This window comes from Bacillus cereus group sp. BceL220 (assembly GCF_051776965.1).
GTDB lineage: Bacteria > Bacillota > Bacilli > Bacillales > Bacillaceae_G > Bacillus_A > Bacillus_A cereus.
In genome coordinates this window covers 761,077-776,347 of the sequence record NZ_JBPWBC010000001.1, presented here as the reverse complement: position 1 = coordinate 776,347, position 15,271 = coordinate 761,077, and the positions used below count along the sequence as shown (strand labels likewise).

Below are 15,271 nucleotides of genomic sequence, written 5' to 3'. Positions count from 1 at the left end.
CCTCATAATGAGGGCTCGCTTTTTTTTATTCATAAATATTGAAAATTCTATTTTTCAGTATTTAAAATGAATTTACCTACGATAGCTGCGAAGATACCACCAAGAATTGGTGCTACGATGAATACCCATAGTTGAGAAAGTGCTTCTCCACCAACAAATAAAGCTGGTGCGATACTACGAGCTGGGTTAACAGATGTTCCAGTTAACGGAATTCCTAATAAGTGGATTAAAACTAATGTGAAACCAATTACTAGTCCAGCTAAAGAAGAACTTCCTTTTTTACCTGTTACAGCGACGATAACTAAAATAAATACGAAAGTTAAAATGAACTCAACTAAAAATGCTCCAGATAAACCAAGAGTTCCGAAACCATTTTGTCCTAAATTATCTAAAGGTGTTTTAGCAGATTTTAAAATTGTTACTAACGTTGCAGTTCCTAATAAACCACCTAAAATTTGAGCTAATACATAATAACAAAGTTCCATAGCGTTCATGCGTTTGTTGATGAACATAGCTACTGATACTGCTGGGTTAATGTGACATCCAGAGATTGTTCCGATGCTATATGCCATAGCTACAATAGATAAGCCGAAAGCCATAGCGATTCCTAATGTTCCAATTCCTTCGATTCCGCCGCCAGTGACAGCTACTCCAGTTCCGAATAATACAAGTACAAAGGTACCAATAAATTCAGCGATTGCTTTTTTTAACATAATTTACCTCCTATTAATGCGCATGAAACGTATTATAACATACGTTTTAGTATAAACAGCCAATGAAATACTATTCTGATAAGGCGAAATAGGGGGACAATAAAAAAGAGTATGGTTCATCTCTATAGAACCATACTCTTTTTTTATGCTGATTTTTTCTGTTTAACGGCTGGAATAGATCGGTTTAAAATACTATTTGCAACCATTCCTAACATAATAATAATCATTCCAAGTAGGGAAAGCCCGCCAGGAAACGAACCATTCAAGAAAACAATTTCTCCAAGTACGGTAAAGACCATCGTTCCAGCTTGTGTTGCTTCAACAGCTCCAAGTAAAGCCAGGTTATCTTTTGCTAAGTCAGTAGCAAAGAAAAATGTCATCGTTGCAATAACGCCGGAACATAATGCTAACAAAAATCCTTGAAGCATTTGGCTAGATGTTGGAATACCCGTAGTAGAAAATCCGTATACACCAAGCAAAATTGTTATAGGAAGACTTCCAATTGCCATTCCTAATACACGTTGGAACGTATCAAGGCGTCCGCCAACAAGCTCCATCATTTTTCGGTTACCGAACGGATATAAGAAAGCGGCTAATACGACAGGTAAAAAACCTGAAATGAACTGAGTCATTGTAATATGGCCTGCGGCAGTTGCTTGCATACAAATTACACCAAGTAAAATAAATAAAGCAACATATAAGCTACGAAGTGGAATTTTTCCACGTACAAGTTTCGTACCTGATTTTGTTTCTATTTTCACAAAAAATAGTGGTGATAGTAGTAAACCAGCTAAAATCGTAACTTGCCAAGTTCCAGCAACGAGCCAAGCTGGAGAAAAGACAGCTGCGAAACTTAATAAAGAATAAAAACCAATACCGGCAACAGAACCCCATCCGATCCACGCCAATGGATGTTTTTTTAACTCTTTCCATAATCCCCTAAAGTTTTTGCGAAATAAAACGATAAGGAATAAAATAGGGAGAGCAAATAAAAAACGGAAGGAAGCTGTCCAAGCCCAGCTCGTTCCAGATACATTCATTGCTCTATTAATAATAAAGGTTGCAGAAAAAAAGGCCGATGATAAAAGACCTAATAAAATTGCGCGCATGAAGTATAGCACTCCTTTCGAAAATAAATAATTATGTATAGTATGATATACTTTAATTTAATAAAAGTAAACTATTTTATACTTTGAGGTGGTTTTATATATGAAAGAAAATGAAGATATGCAAACGAAAGAAGTCATTCAACAAGTTGGACAGTTATTGAGACAAATTCGAAATGAACAGAAATTAAGTTTAGAAGAATTAGCTCATAAAACAGGAGTTAGTAAATTAACATTAGGAAAGATCGAAAGAGGGGAAACAAATCCGACGCTAGCTGTCATTTGGAAAATAACGAAAGGGTTATCAATTCCTTTATCTAGATTAATGGTTTTTGGAGAACCAGTAGCCGTCGCGCGCTGTGGAGAAGGATTTGCAGTAGATGTAGGACAAGCATGGCATTTAGAAACGATGTTCCGTTATACGAAAGAAACAGGGATGGAAATGCACCGTGCTTGTTTACGATCAAATAGTATATATGAACCAGAAGCTCATCATGAAGGTGCGATTGAGCTTGTAACGGTAATGAAAGGGAAAGTGTCTATTCAAGTGGAGAATGATGTATATGAATTAAATGAGTTTGATTCCATTCAATTTGAAGCGAATAAGAAGCATATTTATAAAAATGAAGAAGAAGAAGTGGCGGTATTACATTTAACGATGAAATATTCTTCATGAAAAAATCCCCTATAGAAAAATCTATAGGGGATTTTGTATACACTATGCTCAAATATATGAAAGAATGTTATTAGTAAGAGCGTGGCATAAGTAATAAACAAATAAAATAAACTAAAAACCCCGTCCCAAAACATAAAACTGCAATGACCCAAAGTATGCGAATGAGAGTAGAGCTAATATCAAAATATTCTCCTAAACCACCGCATATACCAAATAGCATTTTATCAGTTTCGGATTTACATAATCTTTTTGACATCTTCCAATACACTCCTTTTTATAGCAAACTCTATACTTCTATTCTATATGGAAATCTATGAGGAGACTATGAGGTTGTATGACATTTTTTTAGGGAACAGTCATATTAATTGTCTTAATTTTCAGTTGATATTAAAATTATAGTAAGAGGTAACTTTTAATAAAGGGTGGGGAAATAGAGATGACGGTATATTGGTTGACTAATGTAACGCTTGAATCGGGGTATACATATGAAGAGGGGAGAATTTCAAAAACAGAAACAGAGTTATGTAGTTTACTTATTGAAGAGGGACGAATTAAAAAAATTATAGCAGGGACTGTTCAAGAGGAAGGGGTACTCATTCTTGATGCTAATCGTTTATTAATTTTGCCCGCTTTCGAAGAGATGCATATTCACATTGATAAGACATATTATAGTGGTCCTTGGAAAGCTTGTATGCCAGCAGAAAGTATTTTTACACGTTTTAATGAAGAAGAAAAAATTTTACCAAAGCAATTAGCGACTGCCCAAAATAGAGCGGAAAATATGCTAGAGTTACTACTGCAAAATGGTGCAACGAATATTAGAACGCATTGTAATGTTGATCCAATTATTGGGCTTGGTAATTTGGAGGCGACGTTAGCGGCATTAGAAACATATAAAAATCGAGTGTCTAGTAGAATTGTTGCGTTTCCGCAACATGGATTATTGCGCAGTAATTCTGTGCAACTCGTGAAAGATGCGATGCGTATGGGTGCTCATCTAGTCGGAGGCGTAGATCCAGCTACAGTGGATAATGATATTGAAAAATCATTACATACAATTATGGATATCGCAGTAGAATTTAATGCGGATGTTGATATTCATTTGCATGATGCGAATAATCTTGGAACATTTACGATGAAGAGATTGGCAAGTTTAACAGAAGAAGCAGGATGGCAAGGTCGTGTAACAATTAGTCATGCACTTGGACTTGGTGGTGTTACTGATAAAGAGGCTGAAGAAGTGGCAGAAAGACTCGCAAATGTAAATATTGATATTACTTCAACGGTACCAATTGGTAAACAAGTAATCCCAATTCCGTTATTAGATAAAAATGGTGTTAAGGTTTCATTAGGAAATGATAGTATTACAGATCATTGGTCACCGTTTGGAACAGGTGATATGCTTCAAAAGGCGAATCGATTAGCAGAGCGTTTTGGGTGGAGTGACGAAAGGTCTTTAGGAAAAGCACTTCGCTTTATTACAGGAGGAAAAGAAACGTTAAATAATGAAGGGAAGCGAGTATGGCCGAATGTAGGGGATGAAGCGAGTTTTGTTTTGACAAATGCGACATGCGCTGCTGAAGCAGTAGCGCGTCAAACAGAAAAACGTTTAGTCGTGTATAAAGGAAATATTGTTGTTGGAAGTTTAAATGAGGTGGAATTAAATAATCTTGTGTAGAAGAATCGTTTAAATATTTTGAGGGGGGTTCTAATGGTAAGTCTAGAACTCTTCTTTTTTATTCTTACAATATATTTTTTATAGGAAAGCTAGAAGGGATGAAAATTTTGGACAATCAACATAACCAAAATCATATTATGGGAACTTTGCAATGGTTTATATTTTTATTAGCAAATTCAATCGCACTACCAATTGTCGTTGGCGGATTATTTCATCTTACGACGGAAGAAATATTTTATTTAATGCAGCGTACGTTTTTTGTAGTTGGTATATCTTCTTTTTTACAAGGCTGGCTTGGGCATAGACTGCCAATTGCGGATGGGCCGGCTGGATCTTGGGTTGGTGTATTTACCGTACTTGCTTATGCAACGGCCGGACAGGATCAATTACATAGTACACTGCAAATTTTAGAATTAGGAATGATAATCTCCGGTGTTATTTTAATAGGATTAGGAGTAACTGGTTTTATAGGACGTATTATATTTTTATTTACGCCGCTTGTGACAGGGACGTTTTTACTTTTATTATGTTTACAATTAAGTGGTGTATTTTTAAAAGGAATGTTAGGAATTACAGCTACTATTTCTCAAATCGACGGATTTACAGCAATGATCGCGTTTAGTATATTTTTGTTCGTTATTATACTATCTAATTTCGGAAAAGGCTTTGTCAAAAGTTATGCAGTTTTAATAGGATTAATTAGTGGGTGGATTATTTTTCTCATTGCAGGAAAAGTGACAATCCCATCTCAAGTAACTCATTTTGTGCAACTTCCACATATATTTGCTTGGGGACTTCCAAAATGGAATACAGGTATGGCTGTGTCAAGTTTCGTTATGGTATGTATTTTAGTTTCGAATACGGTGGCAGCTATTATAGCAATTAATCAAGCAACTATTCATAAAGCGACTATTGAACAAAAACAGTTGAAAGATGGAACATGGGTTGGGGGGATTTCACATATCATCTCTTCTGTATTTTCAACTGTAGGTGTCGTTCCGTTACCAGCAACGGCAGGATTTATACGTTTAACAAAACAAAAGTATATACGATCGTTCTTAATGGCATGTGCGTTACTAGTCGTAATGTCTCTTTTTCCAAGTATTATTCGTTACTTAGCATCTTTACCATCTGCTGTCGCATCGGCTGTTTTAATGGCTTCGTTCGTACAGTTAATTGGAATTGGATTTAATAATATAAAACAAGTGCCGATGAGTGAAAGGAATGTAACGATTTTAGGCGTTGCAGTATTATTTGGCAGCGGCGTTATGTTTTTACCGTCTGGAGCACTTCAATCCTTGCCGTCTGTTATGCAATATATATTCGGTAATGGTTTATTTGTAGGTACGGTTGTAAGTATATTGCTAGAACAAATATGGCGCGTTGGAAAGTAAGTGGATAAAAGGAGTGTACGCACTGTATAAAAGTCTAAAATAACATAGGAAATAAAGCCCATTTTCATTCACCACCTGCACATTTCGTTCATACAATATCTTGACTAAATAAACACCCAACTTACACATACACAGCTCTGGCTTAAGCAAGGAGGGTTATACCAGTTGAAGGAAAAAGCGTATCAATCTAAACCTTTACTCACAAAGAGAGAAAGAGAAGTATTTGAATTACTGGTTCAAGATAAAACAACGAAGGAAATTGCAGGTGAACTTTTTATAAGTGAAAAGACAGTTCGCAACCACATCTCAAACGCAATGCAAAAGCTAGGGGTTAAAGGACGTTCACAAGCAGTTGTGGAGCTTCTTCGTATGGGAGAGCTCGAACTATAAGAAAGCAGCCGACTTTTTATACAAAGAGTCGGCTATTTTTTTGTTTGCTTCACTTGCTATATGAATGATAAGAACACTCCATACATAAATAGGTAATAAGGAGGGGATATGTTGAAAAGGATACTGTTAGTTTCAACAAGTGCTCATGATATGAATGGACACCCGACTGGTTTGTGGCTTGAAGAGCTCGCAACTCCTTATCATTTATTTAAAAAGGCTAAGTTTGATGTTGATATTGTGTCAATAAAAGGCGGGAGAGTACCTATAGATAGAGTGTCTATTCCGAATGGTATACCTCGCGAATTCAAGCATGTAGCTTCTTTATTACAAAATACGAGGCCGATTTCAAATGTTCATTTCTCGGATTATGATGCGGTTTTATTTGGTGGTGGGCACGGGGCGATTGTAGATTTTCCAGGCAATCCATATGTAGCAAATTTGATTGAGAATATGTATAACAATAACCGGATTGTAGCGGCTGTTTGTCACGGAGTAAGCTCCTTAGTCGGTGTGAAAAATAAGGATAGCTCGTTTTTTGTTGCCGGTAAGCGTATAACAGGTTATACAAACGATGAAGAAAAAGCTGTACATTTAGAAAAGCGCGTTCCGTTTTTGTTAGAAAGTAAGTTGAAAGAAGAAGGAGCTTTGTTTTATGTAGCGCCTAATTTTACGCCGCATGTGGTAGTAGATGGGCATTTAATTACAGGGCAAAATCCACAGTCGAGCGTGGAAATAGGTAAGGCTATAAAAAGGGCTGTAAATAAATTATAGAAAAAGTACCCGCTACTAACAAAGGTAGTGGGTATTTTTATCCTAAAATTCCCCCCTCAAAATTGGTTTGTAACCGTCCAGTTGGTGATAATGGATTCTAGTTCTTTATGTATAGTATATGAAAATGTAATAAACTAAAAAAGCATAATGAGTATAATAACTTCATTTATAATCATTCGTGAATTTGCTATACTATTTTGTATGGACAAAAGGGGAGGCTCTTTTAAATGAGAAAAGTCGCATGTGCAAATACTTATATTAATAAAATAAAGCCCGTTATTAGAAAGACGAGTTTTAGCCAATTGAAAATAGATGAAATTGCGAAATATATGGATATTAGTAAAGCTACTTTATATAAACGTTTTTCTTCGAAAGATGAAATTATTGAGGCGGTAGTAGAGGATTTTATGAATTATCTACTCGAAGGTGATGCGGATAATCAAGATGAAAGCATGTCTTTTGCAGAACGTTTCCAAAAGACGTTTATCCACTCTTTAAAATGTGTGACATATATTTCCGATGTTTTTTTGCAAGATTTGAAAGAAGCATATCCGCATTTGTCAGATCAATTAGTCGCTGCACAACAAAATCGTAATCATAATTTGCAAATGTTTTTTGAAGCGGGTATGGAACAAGGTTATTTTAATAAAATGAATGCACAATTATTTATGGTACAAGATGATGTGATGTTACGACGTATTATAGATCATTCTTTTTGTATTCAGTACGATATTACTTTAAAGAAAGCAATACTTGATTTTTATCAATTAAAGAAGTATCAACTTTTTAAACCAGAGTATATAGAAGCAATTGATGATTCTGAAATTGAAAAAGAAGTTATTGCTATTTTGCAAATGATTTCGTAAAAAAGCAGATCTCCCTTAATAGAGGGAAATCTGCTTTTTTTAGTACATATTATTTTTGCAACTGTTTTAATACTAATTCGGCTACTGGACCACCTGAAGCTGGGTTTTGACCAGTGATAACACGATTATCTTCTAGAGCAAAAGCTTCCCAAGGCTGTGCAGCTTTTTCGTAAAGTCCTCCATTTTTAATGAGTTCATCTTCTGTTAAAAATGGAACGAATTGATCTAATTCAGCTAATTTTTCTTCTTCATTTGAAAAGCCTGTTACCTTCTTACCGCTAATTAAACGATCCCCATTACTTAATGTAATATGAAATAAACCAGCAGCTCCATGACAAACGGAAGAAACAATACCGCCGTTTTCATAAATATTGCGGCTAATATTTTGAAGTTCTTTATTTTCTGGGAAGTCCCAAATAACCCCGTGACCACCTGCGTAATAAATAACAGCGTAGTCTTCTGGATTCACTTCACTTGGTTTCATTGTAGAACCGAGGCGATTCATAAACTCTTTCTTTTGGTACCATTCCCAATCGATGCTCTCCGCCATTGCTAAACTATGTGGATCAATTGGTGTATAACCGCCTTGTGGACTGACGTAATCAACTTCGTAACCCGCTTCTTCTACTTTTTTTACGAAATGTACAGCTTCACCGAGCCAAAGTCCGGTAGCCCTATTTAAATTTGGGTATTTTTCTACGCTTGTTAATACAACTAACATTTTTTTCTTCATCATAATTCTCCTATAATGTCTCTTCTATATAAAAGTTCTGTATTCGTTTCATTTTATTAAGTTAAAAAATGCAAATTTGAATAATCATGCCAGTCCTCCTTATATCAGCTTCGAAATTAGTGTATAATAACTTTTGAACAAAGTAAACTAAAAATACTAAATTAGTTTACTTTGTATGTTTTTCGTTGACAAACTGTAATGCTGAAACTATGATAGTTCCATGAATATCGAACAACATATGTGTTTCGTTTCGAATCCAATTTATCGCGCGATAAATTAGCACCATTTATACATTTAATGAAGTTGTTTAGTGGTGATACAACATTTAAATAACTTCATTTTTTTATCTATAGTTTGACAGTTTTAAAATTGCAATCAGGAGAGTGTTACACATGGGGAAAGATATAAGTAACCATTCGAAATGGTTTGTTTTTACATTATGTTTTATTGTTTTGTTAGGACCGATGAACGCTGTGTTATTTAATGTAGCGCTAGAGGATATTGCTAATGATTTATCAATTAGTCAATCGAAAGTAAGTTGGGTTGTAGTAGGGTATTCTTTAGTCGTCGGTATCGGTTCGATGATATATGGAAAACTGGCTGATCGTTACAGTGTAAAAAGGCTATTAATTATTTCTATTATCATATTTGTAGCTGGTTCTATTGTTGGGTTTGTAAATCAATCTTATGAGATTATCATTTTCGCAAGGCTAGTGCAGGCGAGCGGAGGAGCAGCGTTTATTGCGCTTAGTATGATTGCGGTGGCTAAATTAGTTGCTCCAGCTAAAAAACCGGGTGCGTTAGCAATGATTAGTTCTTCTATTGCATTAGCGGTTGGTATTGGACCTTTAGTTGGTGGGGCAATTACAAATACGTTAGGGTGGCCGTATTTATTTTTATTTATGGTTATTTCAATGGTTGGTATTTTCTTGCTCGTAAAATTTATGCCAGAAGAGGTGCAACATACCGATGAAGTGTTCCACTTTGATTTCATTGGAGCATTTTTATTATTTGTATTGATTACGACCGTTTTATTAGGAGTGAACATTAATAGTTGGCTTTTTGTGTTATCTGTTGCTTTCCTATTTTTATTCAAGGCTCATATGAAGAGAGCAGAGTCGCCGTTTATTGATATTGAGTTGTTTACAAATAAACCATTACTGCGTTTAATAGCGGTCGGATTTATCATTAATGTGGCGTTATGTGCTAGTTTATTATTATTACCATTACTGTTAGGAAGAGGGCACGGATTGTCTCCGTTCGTTATTGGAATTGTATTGTTTGTTGCATCTCTCTTTGGTATTGTATCTAGTTTTATTACCGGAAAGATTATTCCTGCGTTTGGGAATGTGAGGATGATGTATGTAGCGTCTGTAGTTATGATCATTGGCTTTTTAATTTTAGGGATTATTCCAGACGGGAACTTACTCTTTATTTTATTTGCGGTTATTTTAACATTTATGAGTTATTCGGCAATTCAAGTATCATTAAACACATTTATTCCGAAAACATTAAATCCAGCTAAAGTTGGAGTCGGCCTTGGTTTATATAATTTAATTAACTTTTTCGGTATGGCATTCGGACCAGCTGTAGCAAGCAAAATTATGGAATCTACAAATAGTTATCGATTGAATTTTATTTTGATCGTCATTTTAATTTCTGTTCATTTCGTCTTATTAATGGGAATGTCTTCTTTTCAAAAAAAGATGGAGCAATGAATATGCATTTTATATAGAAGAAACCGACTTTCTTATAGAAGGTCGGTTATTTTTCTATCTTGCAAATTATGAAAAAAAGGAGCAAAATAAAAAAGGTCCTAGTCTATACATGGGCAAATGAAAATTTTCATACAGAAGCATTTGAAGTGAGCGAACTTAAAGTGTGTAAAATATAATGATAAACATAAAAGATGATGAATGAGAAAACGGGTGATGAAGTTGAATAGAGCAATCGGTGTTATCGATTCAGGAGTTGGCGGTTTAACAGTAGCGAAGGAATTAATTCGTCAGTTGCCGAAAGAGCGTATCATATATTTAGGAGATACAGCACGTTGTCCTTATGGTCCACGTTCTCGAGAAGAAGTGCGTCAATTTACGTGGGAAATGACGGAGCATTTACTAGATTTAAATATTAAAATGTTAGTTATTGCGTGTAATACAGCAACTGCAGTTGTATTAGAAGAGATGCAAAAACAATTACCAATTCCAGTAGTAGGAGTTATTCACCCAGGATCACGTACAGCTTTAAAAGTGACAAACACGTATCACGTTGGGATTATTGGAACGATTGGAACGGTGAAAAGTGGTGCATACGAAGAGGCGTTAAAGTCTATTAATAACCGTGTTATGGTAGAAAGTTTAGCTTGTCCACCTTTCGTTGAACTTGTAGAGAGTGGGAATTTCGAAAGTGAAATGGCGTATGAAGTTGTAAGAGAAACGCTGCAACCACTGAAAAGTACCGATATTGATACACTTATATTAGGGTGTACACACTATCCAATTTTAGGACCTGTTATTAAAAAAGTAATGGGAAATAAAGTACAACTAATTAGTTCTGGTGATGAAACAGCACGTGAAGTAAGTACAATCTTATATCATAGTAAAATGTTGAATGAAGGAGAAGAACAAAGCGATCATCTCTTCTTAACAACGGGAAAAATAGGCTTGTTTAAAGAAATTGCATCAAAATGGTTCGGTCAACCGATTGAAAATGTGAAGCATATTCATTTAGAAAAAGAATAATAGTAGAATTCATATAGGTGAGCTCCTGAGAAATCAGGAGTTTTTTGTTTTATCTTGCTATTTGCTGGGCAGTTAGACCCTCCACTGATTAAAGTTTCACTTTATAAGAGGCACAGCTTGTTCTAAAATGTGAAACGGCTCGTATACATAATAGTACAAACTTAGATTTTAGGGGGGAATGGCATGCCTAAATCCACTTTTAAATGGGTTGTTGGTGCTACTGTGAGCGCTGTTTTACTAACAGGGTGTGGCTTTATAAATCAGGAGAAAGCAACTGAACAAATTGATCCGCCAAAACAAGTTACGTATACAGAGGGTGGGAAGAAAGAAGTAGCTAAAAAAGATAAGCAAGGGCAAATGGTAAATAGAGAACTATACCTTGTTGATAAAAATGGTTATGTTGTACCACAAACGTTAGCTATACCTACCCCGAAAGCAAATGAGACTGTGAAGCAAACGTTAGAATACCTTGTGAAAGATGGACCGGTAACGAATTTATTACCGAATGGGTTTCGTGCAGTCATTCCGGCGAATACAACGATGACTTTAGATTTGAAAAAGGACGGGACGGCAGTTATTGATTTCTCTAAAGAAATGAAAAACTATGCGAAAGAAGAAGAGCGTCAAATCATTGAATCTATAGCGTGGACGTTGACGCAATTTACAGAGATAAAACAAGTGCAGTTCCAAATAAATGGTGAGAAATTGGCGAAGATGCCGGTTGCTGGTACACCGCTTGGTGAAGGAGTGAGCCGTGCAAATGGTATTAACTTCGATGATGAACAAGTAGCAGATGTAACGAATACAAAACCAGTCACACTATATTTCATGGCGCAAAATAATAATAAACAGCAATACTACGTACCAGTCACACGCCGCGTTGCGGAAGGAAAAGAAAATGATTATGCAGCAATTATAGATGAACTTGTAAAAGGTCCGATTCATCAATCGCTCCTGAATGATTTTAATCCAGGCGTTAAGCTTATTACGAATCCGAAATTACAAGACGGAAATCTTACATTAAACTTTAATGAAAATATATTTGTAAACCCAGATAAAAATATGATCTCAAATTACGTATTGAAGTCGTTAGTTTTATCTTTAACAGAAAAGAAAGGTGTGAAAAATATTTCTATTGAAGTGAATGGAAAAGCAAATCTTATAGATGAAAAGGGCGGAAAGTTAATAAAACCTGTAGATCGTCCAGAAAACGTGAATACAGGTAGTTTTTAATCTTGAATAATTTGATATACTTAAGTAAGAAAGGAGAATTGCTTTTTGGGTTCTCCTTCTTTTATTGTATACATATCATACATTTAAATTTGGCTATACTAACGAGTAGTAATTAAGAGGAGGTTATTTTTATGCGAGTAGATGGTAGAGAGAAAACAGAATTACGCCATATACATATTCATACGAATTATTTAAAACATCCAGAGGGATCTGTATTAATTGAAGTTGGGGATACAAAGGTGATTTGCTCAGCAACAATTGAAGAGCGTGTACCACCGTTTATGCGTGGAGAAGGAAAAGGATGGGTAACAGCTGAATACGCGATGATTCCGCGTGCAACAGAACAACGTACAATTAGGGAGTCAAGCAAAGGAAAAGTAACAGGACGTACAATGGAAATTCAACGTCTAATTGGACGAGCATTACGTGCGGTAGTTGATTTAGAAGCGCTTGGCGAGAGAACAGTTTGGATTGACTGTGATGTTATCCAAGCAGATGGTGGAACGAGAACAGCGTCTATTACAGGTGCATATGTAGCGATGGTATTAGCTTTCGAGAAATTATTACAAGCAGAAAAAGTATCTAAAATTCCAGTAAAAGATTATTTAGCAGCAACGTCAGTAGGAATTGTTGAAGAGCAAGGTGTTGTTTTAGATTTAAACTATCCAGAAGATTCTAAAGCAGACGTTGATATGAACGTAATTATGACTGGAAAAGGCCAATTTGTTGAAGTGCAAGGAACTGGAGAAGAAGCGACGTTTAGTAGAGCGCAGTTAAATGAACTACTTGATGCTGCGGAAAAAGGCATTTTCCAACTGATTGATATACAAAAAGAAGCTTTAGGTGACATCGTATCTCATATAGAGTAGAGGTGGAAAGTATGAAACAAGTTGTTGTAGCGACAAAAAATATGGGAAAAGTACGTGAGTTTGCTGAGTTATTTGAGCGATTTGATTTAGAAGTGAAATCATTACACGATTTTCCTCATATTGAAGAAGTCGAAGAAACTGGTGAAACATTTGAAGAAAATGCGATCTTAAAAGCGGATAGTTTGAGTAGACAGTTGAATTCTATCGTAATTGCGGATGATTCGGGTCTTATTGTAGATGCTTTAAATGGAAAACCAGGAGTGTATTCAGCGCGTTTTGCTGGTGAACCGAAAAATGACCAAGCAAATATCGATAAAGTGTTACAAGAATTAAATGGCGTTGACTTTGAAAAGCGTAAAGCTCGTTTCTATTGTGCATTAGCAGTTGCTTTCCCTGAAGGTGATAAAAAGCCTGTCATTGTAAATGGGACATGTGAAGGATTTATCTTAGAACAACGCCGCGGAGAAAATGGCTTTGGATACGATCCGATTTTTTATGTGGAAGAATACAAAAAAGCAATGGCGGAATTAAGTTCAGATGAAAAAAATGCTATTAGCCATCGTGGCCGTGCTCTTCGTAAGTTAGAAGAAAAAATCCCGGAATGGTTTTTAGGAGAATAAGGGAGAGAGAATGATGAAAGCTTTAATCGTAAGCGATAGTCATAGCTCTGTGAAGGAATTACAGCAGTTGAAAGAGAAATATGAAGGGAAAGTAGATATCATGATTCATTGCGGTGATTCAGAGCTAACGCCTGCTCATGAAGAACTGCAAGGTTTCCATGTTGTAAAAGGAAACTGTGATTATGCTAACTTTCAAGATGAAATTGTAACTGATGTAGATGGAATTCGCTTCTTAGTAGTGCATGGACATCGCCATAATGTGAAAATGACATTACAAACGCTAGCGTACCATGCTGAAGAAGTGGGAGCGCAAGTTGCATGCTTCGGACATTCTCACGTATTAGGTGCGGAATTAATCGAGGGCGTTTTATTTATTAATCCAGGCAGTATTTTATTACCACGTCAGCGTGTAGAAAAGACATTTGCTTTATTAGAAATGGATGAAAATCAAATGGAAGTTCGTTTTGAAACGTTAGACGGACAACTAGTTGAACAAGCAGTTTTTAAAAGAGGATAAGAAAATTTATCCTCTTTTAAAAAAGGTGTTGACTTTATGTGTGGTTATACATATAATAAATATTGTCGATAGGGCAACGGCGCTAACGAAGAAAAGAAAATAACATATGCGGGTGTAGTTTAGTGGTAAAACAAGAGCCTTCCAAGCTCTGGTCGAGAGTTCGATTCTCTTCACCCGCTCCATGTCCCAGTAGCTCAGCCGGATAGAGCATACGCCTTCTAAGCGTACGGTCGGGAGTTCGAATCTCTCCTGGGACGCTAAAAAAACCTTGTTATCTTTTGATAACAAGGTTTTTTGTTTGTCTATAAATTGATGTATGTGCAAGAGGTTTAAAAATATTATAACGGGATATATGATAATGAGTATATGCAACAGATTAAAGTGCATTAAAAAGAGCGCTTAAAAACGCTCTTTGCTAGTCAGTTATATTATTTGTTTGTTCAGGCTCATCAAATGGTTTATGCACGTATTGAAAACCATATCCAGATTCTCTTAATTGTTTACTTATAATATTATCAAACTCTTTACCATTCTAGTACGATTGAGCAGCAGTTATCGGAACTTATCCCCGGCAGTGTGTTACAATTAATAGAAGCGGAAAACGAGAATCTCCAATTGACTGGACCTGTGATTGGTTAGAGGGTTTAAGAAGGTCGTATAAAAAAGGGAGATGGCGCAAAGATGGCGAGATCAAATGAGAATGATTTAACGGAGAAATTGGCAGAAGGTCACCGAAAATATGGTGACGGCAACTTTACAGTACAGAACATTGGTGATGAAACTAACCCGAATTGGACTGTTGTAAAAAATGTGAGGAAGGGATCGGCAGGCATTCGCGAGGGCGAAGATATATTAAGACTGCGATCAAAATATATAAAATAGTACGGAAATGGCCGGAGTGGGAGTTCGAATCTCTCCTGGGGTGCTAAGAAAACCTTGTTATCTTTTGATAACAAGGTTTTTT

At 35.9% G+C, this 15,271-nt stretch carries 17 protein-coding genes and 2 tRNA genes; 15 read left to right on the top strand and 4 right to left on the bottom strand.

The genetic code is table 11. The features are described from left to right. Nucleotides 1-47 precede the first annotated feature (47 nt). Entirely contained in the window at nt 48-713 is a 666-nt protein-coding gene (locus ACS2FK_RS04115; RefSeq protein WP_000913213.1) for an aquaporin, read from the bottom strand. Between the two features lie 143 nt (nt 714-856). Beyond that, nucleotides 857-1,822 (bottom strand): DMT family transporter, encoded by a 966-nt coding sequence (locus ACS2FK_RS04110; RefSeq protein WP_001201639.1) that lies wholly within the window; start codon nt 1,820-1,822, stop codon nt 857-859. Between the two features lie 100 nt (nt 1,823-1,922). On the opposite strand from ACS2FK_RS04110, the gene ACS2FK_RS04105 reads away from it, so the two are divergent. Then, the gene (locus tag ACS2FK_RS04105) at nt 1,923-2,495 is read left to right on the top strand and encodes a helix-turn-helix domain-containing protein (protein WP_000661921.1); all 573 of its coding nucleotides are present in this window, start codon (nt 1,923-1,925) and stop codon (nt 2,493-2,495) included. A 70-nt stretch (nt 2,496-2,565) separates the two neighbouring features. Here ACS2FK_RS04105 and ACS2FK_RS04100 read toward each other — a convergent pair whose 3' ends face one another. After that, nucleotides 2,566-2,751, bottom strand: coding sequence for a PspC domain-containing protein (locus ACS2FK_RS04100; protein ID WP_000044337.1), 186 nt, complete (start codon nt 2,749-2,751; stop codon nt 2,566-2,568). Nucleotides 2,752-2,931: 180 nt separating this feature from the next. Here ACS2FK_RS04100 and ACS2FK_RS04095 point away from each other — a divergent pair, with 180 nt between their 5' ends. From ACS2FK_RS04095 to ACS2FK_RS04075, 5 genes are all read left to right on the top strand, one after another. Further along, nucleotides 2,932-4,173 (top strand): amidohydrolase family protein, encoded by a 1,242-nt coding sequence (locus ACS2FK_RS04095; protein WP_063548712.1) that lies wholly within the window; start codon nt 2,932-2,934, stop codon nt 4,171-4,173. A 98-nt stretch (nt 4,174-4,271) separates the two neighbouring features. Further along, nucleotides 4,272-5,567 carry a purine/pyrimidine permease gene (locus ACS2FK_RS04090; RefSeq protein ID WP_063548710.1) on the top strand — a complete coding sequence of 432 codons (1,296 nt, stop codon included), beginning with the start codon at nt 4,272-4,274 and terminating at the stop codon, nt 5,565-5,567. 165 nt (nt 5,568-5,732) lie between these two features. Then, nucleotides 5,733-5,957, top strand: coding sequence for a spore germination transcription factor GerE (gerE, locus tag ACS2FK_RS04085; RefSeq protein ID WP_000659484.1), 225 nt, complete (start codon nt 5,733-5,735; stop codon nt 5,955-5,957). A 108-nt stretch (nt 5,958-6,065) separates the two neighbouring features. Beyond that, entirely contained in the window at nt 6,066-6,728 is a 663-nt protein-coding gene (locus ACS2FK_RS04080) for a type 1 glutamine amidotransferase domain-containing protein (protein ID WP_063548708.1), read from the top strand. Between the two features lie 227 nt (nt 6,729-6,955). Next, the gene (locus ACS2FK_RS04075) at nt 6,956-7,594 is read left to right on the top strand and encodes a TetR/AcrR family transcriptional regulator (protein WP_029443378.1); all 639 of its coding nucleotides are present in this window, start codon (nt 6,956-6,958) and stop codon (nt 7,592-7,594) included. Nucleotides 7,595-7,643: 49 nt separating this feature from the next. Here the strand turns inward: ACS2FK_RS04075 and ACS2FK_RS04070 are convergent, their stop codons facing one another. Continuing rightward, nucleotides 7,644-8,327, bottom strand: a complete 684-nt coding sequence (locus ACS2FK_RS04070; RefSeq protein ID WP_000728514.1) for a type 1 glutamine amidotransferase domain-containing protein — start codon at nt 8,325-8,327, stop codon at nt 7,644-7,646. A gap of 392 nt (nt 8,328-8,719) precedes the next feature. Here ACS2FK_RS04070 and ACS2FK_RS04065 point away from each other — a divergent pair, with 392 nt between their 5' ends. The 9 genes from ACS2FK_RS04065 to ACS2FK_RS04025 all read left to right on the top strand — a co-directional run bounded on the left by ACS2FK_RS04065 (nt 8,720) and on the right by ACS2FK_RS04025 (nt 15,189). Further along, nucleotides 8,720-10,045 (top strand): MFS transporter, encoded by a 1,326-nt coding sequence (locus ACS2FK_RS04065; protein WP_000513864.1) that lies wholly within the window; start codon nt 8,720-8,722, stop codon nt 10,043-10,045. Nucleotides 10,046-10,258: 213 nt separating this feature from the next. Then, on the top strand, nt 10,259-11,068 hold the full coding sequence (racE, locus tag ACS2FK_RS04060) for a glutamate racemase (protein WP_016512279.1): 810 nt from the start codon (nt 10,259-10,261) through the stop codon (nt 11,066-11,068). Nucleotides 11,069-11,251: 183 nt separating this feature from the next. After that, nucleotides 11,252-12,301 carry a spore germination protein GerM gene (gerM, locus tag ACS2FK_RS04055; protein WP_001126743.1) on the top strand — a complete coding sequence of 350 codons (1,050 nt, stop codon included), beginning with the start codon at nt 11,252-11,254 and terminating at the stop codon, nt 12,299-12,301. A 131-nt stretch (nt 12,302-12,432) separates the two neighbouring features. Continuing rightward, nucleotides 12,433-13,170, top strand: a complete 738-nt coding sequence (gene rph / locus ACS2FK_RS04050; protein WP_063548706.1) for a ribonuclease PH — start codon at nt 12,433-12,435, stop codon at nt 13,168-13,170. A gap of 11 nt (nt 13,171-13,181) precedes the next feature. Then, entirely contained in the window at nt 13,182-13,790 is a 609-nt protein-coding gene (locus ACS2FK_RS04045; protein WP_000815949.1) for an XTP/dITP diphosphatase, read from the top strand. Between the two features lie 13 nt (nt 13,791-13,803). Then, entirely contained in the window at nt 13,804-14,307 is a 504-nt protein-coding gene (locus ACS2FK_RS04040; protein WP_000645488.1) for a metallophosphoesterase, read from the top strand. 108 nt (nt 14,308-14,415) lie between these two features. Next, nucleotides 14,416-14,489 (top strand) — tRNA-Gly (locus tag ACS2FK_RS04035). 1 nt (nt 14,490) lies between these two features. After that, nucleotides 14,491-14,564, top strand: a tRNA-Arg gene (locus ACS2FK_RS04030). A 424-nt stretch (nt 14,565-14,988) separates the two neighbouring features. Further along, nucleotides 14,989-15,189 (top strand): hypothetical protein, encoded by a 201-nt coding sequence (locus tag ACS2FK_RS04025; protein ID WP_000124460.1) that lies wholly within the window; start codon nt 14,989-14,991, stop codon nt 15,187-15,189. Nucleotides 15,190-15,271: the final 82 nt, after the last annotated feature.

Bases quoted from the DNA above. Each gene is read 5' to 3' on its own strand.
- ACS2FK_RS04115 (WP_000913213.1), bottom strand. From the start codon at position 713: ATGTTAAAAAAAGCAATCGCTGAATTTATTGGTACCTTTGTACTTGTA.
- ACS2FK_RS04110 (WP_001201639.1), bottom strand. From the start codon at position 1,822: ATGCGCGCAATTTTATTAGGTCTTTTATCATCGGCCTTTTTTTCTGCA.
- ACS2FK_RS04105 (WP_000661921.1), top strand. From the start codon at position 1,923: ATGAAAGAAAATGAAGATATGCAAACGAAAGAAGTCATTCAACAAGTT.
- ACS2FK_RS04100 (WP_000044337.1), bottom strand. From the start codon at position 2,751: ATGTCAAAAAGATTATGTAAATCCGAAACTGATAAAATGCTATTTGGT.
- ACS2FK_RS04095 (WP_063548712.1), top strand. From the start codon at position 2,932: ATGACGGTATATTGGTTGACTAATGTAACGCTTGAATCGGGGTATACA.
- ACS2FK_RS04090 (WP_063548710.1), top strand. From the start codon at position 4,272: ATGAAAATTTTGGACAATCAACATAACCAAAATCATATTATGGGAACT.
- ACS2FK_RS04080 (WP_063548708.1), top strand. From the start codon at position 6,066: ATGTTGAAAAGGATACTGTTAGTTTCAACAAGTGCTCATGATATGAAT.
- ACS2FK_RS04075 (WP_029443378.1), top strand. From the start codon at position 6,956: ATGAGAAAAGTCGCATGTGCAAATACTTATATTAATAAAATAAAGCCC.
- ACS2FK_RS04070 (WP_000728514.1), bottom strand. From the start codon at position 8,327: ATGAAGAAAAAAATGTTAGTTGTATTAACAAGCGTAGAAAAATACCCA.
- ACS2FK_RS04065 (WP_000513864.1), top strand. From the start codon at position 8,720: ATGGGGAAAGATATAAGTAACCATTCGAAATGGTTTGTTTTTACATTA.
- racE (WP_016512279.1), top strand. From the start codon at position 10,259: ATGAAGTTGAATAGAGCAATCGGTGTTATCGATTCAGGAGTTGGCGGT.
- gerM (WP_001126743.1), top strand. From the start codon at position 11,252: ATGCCTAAATCCACTTTTAAATGGGTTGTTGGTGCTACTGTGAGCGCT.
- rph (WP_063548706.1), top strand. From the start codon at position 12,433: ATGCGAGTAGATGGTAGAGAGAAAACAGAATTACGCCATATACATATT.
- ACS2FK_RS04045 (WP_000815949.1), top strand. From the start codon at position 13,182: ATGAAACAAGTTGTTGTAGCGACAAAAAATATGGGAAAAGTACGTGAG.
- ACS2FK_RS04040 (WP_000645488.1), top strand. From the start codon at position 13,804: ATGAAAGCTTTAATCGTAAGCGATAGTCATAGCTCTGTGAAGGAATTA.
- ACS2FK_RS04025 (WP_000124460.1), top strand. From the start codon at position 14,989: ATGGCGAGATCAAATGAGAATGATTTAACGGAGAAATTGGCAGAAGGT.